Annotated in this window: 5 protein-coding genes and 4 tRNA genes; 1 reads left to right on the forward strand and 8 read right to left on the reverse strand. The window is 68.5% G+C overall.

Annotated features, from left to right (window positions below; translation table 11 throughout):
* From JO059_RS17875 to JO059_RS17910, 8 genes are all read right to left on the reverse strand, one after another.
* Positions 1 to 658 (reverse strand): BadF/BadG/BcrA/BcrD ATPase family protein (locus JO059_RS17875; RefSeq protein WP_293321078.1); only part of this gene is annotated, 658 nt, incomplete at its 3' end.
* Positions 659 to 669: 11 nt separating this feature from the next.
* Positions 670 to 1,809, reverse strand: a complete 1,140-nt coding sequence (locus tag JO059_RS17880) for a hypothetical protein (RefSeq protein ID WP_293321080.1) — start codon at positions 1,807 to 1,809, stop codon at positions 670 to 672.
* A gap of 70 nt (positions 1,810 to 1,879) precedes the next feature.
* Positions 1,880 to 2,167, reverse strand: a complete 288-nt coding sequence (locus tag JO059_RS17885; protein ID WP_293321082.1) for a hypothetical protein — start codon at positions 2,165 to 2,167, stop codon at positions 1,880 to 1,882.
* Positions 2,168 to 2,258: 91 nt separating this feature from the next.
* Positions 2,259 to 2,684 (reverse strand): pyridoxamine 5'-phosphate oxidase family protein, encoded by a 426-nt coding sequence (locus JO059_RS17890; protein WP_293321086.1) that lies wholly within the window; start codon positions 2,682 to 2,684, stop codon positions 2,259 to 2,261.
* Between the two features lie 171 nt (positions 2,685 to 2,855).
* Positions 2,856 to 3,170 carry a hypothetical protein gene (locus JO059_RS17895; RefSeq protein WP_293321084.1) on the reverse strand — a complete coding sequence of 105 codons (315 nt, stop codon included), beginning with the start codon at positions 3,168 to 3,170 and terminating at the stop codon, positions 2,856 to 2,858.
* Between the two features lie 138 nt (positions 3,171 to 3,308).
* A tRNA-Val gene (locus JO059_RS17900) sits at positions 3,309 to 3,383 on the reverse strand.
* A gap of 15 nt (positions 3,384 to 3,398) precedes the next feature.
* Positions 3,399 to 3,472, reverse strand: a tRNA-Cys gene (locus JO059_RS17905).
* 28 nt (positions 3,473 to 3,500) lie between these two features.
* Positions 3,501 to 3,573: transfer RNA gene (locus tag JO059_RS17910), tRNA-Gly, on the reverse strand.
* 177 nt (positions 3,574 to 3,750) lie between these two features.
* On the opposite strand from JO059_RS17910, the gene JO059_RS17915 reads away from it, so the two are divergent.
* A tRNA-Val gene (locus JO059_RS17915) sits at positions 3,751 to 3,825 on the forward strand.
* Positions 3,826 to 3,986: the final 161 nt, after the last annotated feature.

Here is a 3,986-nt window from a genome sequence, read left to right on the forward strand (position 1 = left end):
CGAGCGCCTCGGCGGCCGCGGCGACGATCGCACGCGCCGTGGCGTCGCCCTCTGCGGCGAGGACGTCGGGCGCGAACGATGCGAGCCCGGCCGCATCGGTGAGCTGCGCGGGCCAGGTCTCCGGCGCGCCGAAGTGGGCGCGGGCGGCGTCGAGCAGCGTGGTGGAGGGGCCGCGGCCGTCGTGGGCGCGCAGCGCCGCGCGCAGCCCTGCGGCGCCGATCCACGCGCCGCCGCCCTCGTCGCCCAGCCACGGGCCCCAGCCGTCGGCGGTCCGCAGCGTCCCGTCCGCGTCGATCGCGATCGCCACGACGCCGGTACCCGCAATCAGCACACCCCCTGGCCGACCGTCGAGCGCACCCGCGTGTGCGATCACGGCGTCGCTGCTCACCGCGACGCGTTCGGCTCCCAGCGTGGCCAGCAGCGCATCGCCCAGTGCGCGGGCCGCGTCCGGCGCCGCCATCGCCCCCGCGGCGCCCACGATCACGTCGTCGACCGGTCCGAGCTCGCGCGCTAAATCGCCGGCCAGGGCCAGGATGGCCGCCTGCGCGGCCCGCACGCCGCCAGGCGTCGCGAGCCCCGGCGCCCCCGGCCCCTCGACCGTCCGACCGCCCGCCGCCGCCCGGCAGCGCGTCTTGCCGAGATCGACGGCGAGTATCACCGCGGGGCCGGCTATCGGCTGAGCAACGCGTCGACGTTGGTGTGGAACAGGCCGGGCATCTCCGGCTCCTGGCAGCCCGTCCGCCGATAGTCCGCCAACGGCGTCGCGGTCCCCTCGGAATGGGGATAGTCGCTGCAGAACATGAACACGTCGCCGGCGGCCTCGGTCAGCTGCCGGGGATTCTCGTAGGAGAAGGACGACACCCGCACGTGGTCGAGGAAGTACTCGCTCGGTCGCCGGGACAGGTCCGCCACCGGCTTGCCGTTGAGCTGGGTGGTGAACGCCGACGCACCGTCCAGCATCAGCAGAAACTGCGGCACCCACGCGGAGCTGAGCTCGACCACACCGAACCGAAGACGTGGATGACGGTCGAAGACGCCGTGCAGGATCAGGTCGGACAACGCCAGTGCCGGCGGCACCCACAGGAATACCGCCTCGGTGGCGGGCACCAGGTCATGCTCGGGATCGTCCTGATACCAGCAGTCGTCGAAGACCCGCACTTGGTCGGCGACGTGGAACACCGGCGTGATGGCGTGGTCGACGAACGCGGACCAGATCCGGTTGTGGGCGGGGTGTGAGAGTTGCCGGCCGTCCACCGGGCCGGCGCCGATCATGGCCAGCGAGACGCCGGAACCGGCCAGGGCGTCGAGCTCGGCCTCGAGCCACTCCGGGTCGCGCAACGTCAGATGTGCGACCGGGTGAAGTCGTCCGGCGCCGTCAGCCCGGACCGCCGCGCACCACCGATTCCAGGCCGTCATGTTGGCGGTCATCGCCGGGAGGGACGGCGCGAGGCGCCGCTCCCAGAGCAGTCCGAAATTCGGGAACACCACCGCCTCATCGACCCCCGCGGCGTCGAGCCAGCCAAGGCGCGCGGCGGGTTGCCAATAGGCGTCGGGCAGGGCGTCGTCGTACCGATAGGAGGCAGGTTCCCCGGCCCGTTGGCGTTTGCGGTGCTCCCCGCAGGACGCGGTGTTGCCGGGAAGGTGGACGTCGGCCAGGGCGAGGTGAGCGCCGCGCCAGTTGAGCCAGGTGTAGCCGAGTTCGTCATCGACCAGGCTCAGCGCTTCGTCGCGTACCGTCGGGTCGATGTAATCCGCCCACATCGAGCGGCTCTCGTAGAGGTGCTGGTCGGAATCCACTACCCGCGTCACACCGCCAGTTGTCCCACCGGCATTCCCGCGAGTCAAGGCCGGCCGGCCGCGCGTGTGCCGAGCGCCGAGTTCAGCCCACCTGCTTCAGCGTGTAGTGGGCGTTGGTCCGCTTGGGGTCGTCGGCGAGCCTGTTCACCTCTTGGCGGATCGGCTCGACAGCACCGCCGAAGACGCCGGGGCAGCCGTCGGGGCACCTGACCTCCCACCACATGTCCGTCTGGTGCGGCGGCCATGCCGCCAGTTGTCCGCCTCTCGGTTGGTAGCCGATGTGGGACGAAGGCTTGATGAGGTTACCGATGTGATGGTGTGCAGGGCAGAAGAGCGATACGTCAATACCGAGGTGCTCTGTGTGGTCCATGGCCGCCATTCTGCGCGCCGAGATGTGTCGATGTCGTCGAGCCGCGTGACTGCGATCTTGCTTGCCGCGGCGCGCTAGGCGGAAGTTGGCCCTACCCGTCGGTGGCAATGATGCGGATGCCCGTGACGATCTCCGGCTCGATGGCCACGACGGTGTCGGCGTGGTTTATCCAGGGATGCAGCAGTTGCTCGTAGCGCCCGGCCTGATCGGGGTCCGTGATGGTGCGCGCGCGGCCGGTGACGACGACGCTCCATCCCGTGTGAGACTGCAGGTCGATACTGTCGGCCTCGTAGGCGACCACGACGCCGCCGTTGGACCGCACGGCCGTGGAGATGGCGGCCGTGAGTCGGGTGCGGATGATGATCCGGCCTTCGTCCACAACATGATTGACCGGGCGAATCGCAGGAAGTGATTTGATGGTGAACACGACGCGCCCGTAGCTGATGCCGGCCAGTAGCCGCATCGCCTCATCGTCGTCCAACCGCTGAGCGCCAGCGGCGGGCTGCGCCAAGCCCAGCCCGCCGTCATAACTCCAGGCGTTCACGCACTCAAGAGTCCGTCTCCGGCACGCCGCGCGTTAGGGCCGTAGGACCTCACCCTGGATGACAACAAGCCCCGGCGCGGGCGCGGCAGCCAGAGCCGTCCTTCGGATCGGTGTGCGCCGGGGCTGGGCTCTGCCCCGTCGACCTCACCAACTTGCGAACTTTTCCAAATACTTCCTGATTTGTTCCAGGGGGACTCCGGTCGTGTGCTGGCCGGACCGGCTGCCCAAAATCAGGTGGTTGGTGTCGAGGTCGTACAGCAGGTATTCGTCATCGCGTAGCCGCGTGACGAGCATTGCGGACTGGGCGGCCAGCAGCTGAATCTGCCCCGGATCCTGGGTGGTCAATTGGCGCGCCTCCTTGCAACAGCGGAGTTTGATGCCCGGCGTCTTCATGCCCGGGGTGCCCGGGCAATGAGAACGGCATACCCAGAATCCCGCGCTGTATCCCGTGTCGTCCATCGGCGCGGTCTGCCCCGGCCGGTTGGCGGAAAACCGCCCATCCGACGGCACGGGGCCGGTGATGGCTCAGCGGTTGGTCGGTCGGGTGTGCCCTTCCGATCTTGATCCAAGGGGCCGGGCTTCGAGCATTGCGAAAGCTGGTGCGCGATACTCGGATTGAACCAGTGACCTCTTCCGTGTCAGGGAAGCGCTCTCCCGCTGAGCTAATCGCGCTTTGGGGTTCGAACCTGGAGGTGGAGACGGGAATCGAACCCGTGTGCACGGCTTTGCAGGCCGTTGCCTCACCACTCGGCCACTCCACCGCGGGGGATTGATGCTATTGCACCTTCGAGCGGACGACGGGATTCGAACCCGCGACCCTCACCTTGGCAAGGTGATGCGCTACCAACTGCGCTACGTCCGCGCGCAACGGGCGAGATCGTCGCGCGTCGCGAAGGACGACGATAGTCCACCTGAGCGGGCGCACACAAATCTTTCGGTTGCGTTGCGGCTCTAGGCTAGCGTCGCCTCGCGACGCATGTGGCGCGTTCAGCGAAGTCCGACTCGTGCTAGTCTTCGACCTCGTTCGCCCCTCGGCGCCGGTCCCGTGGCTCAGTGGAAGAGCGTCCGCTTCACACGCGGAAGGTCGCTGGTTCGATCCCAGCCGGGACCACCAGAATCAGTGCAGGTCACACGATTTTCAGCCGCCTGCCTTGCGATCCCCCTCCTGCAGCGCGACCGGTTTATCCGCCGTTTATCCGCCGTCATCCGCTCGTAATCCGCTGTCGCGGTCATCCGCCGAGGCCGTCGAGCGCATCCGCCACCCGGTCGAGGTCG

It is taken from the genome of Mycobacterium sp., from assembly GCF_019247615.1.
Classification (GTDB): Bacteria; Actinomycetota; Actinomycetes; order Mycobacteriales; family Mycobacteriaceae; genus Mycobacterium.

What these genes read in the sequence shown, in the direction of transcription:
- JO059_RS17895 (WP_293321084.1), bottom strand. Translation starts at nt 3,170, where the DNA reads ATGGACGACACGGGATACAGCGCGGGATTCTGGGTATGCCGTTCTCAT.
- JO059_RS17885 (WP_293321082.1), bottom strand. Translation starts at nt 2,167, where the DNA reads ATGGACCACACAGAGCACCTCGGTATTGACGTATCGCTCTTCTGCCCT.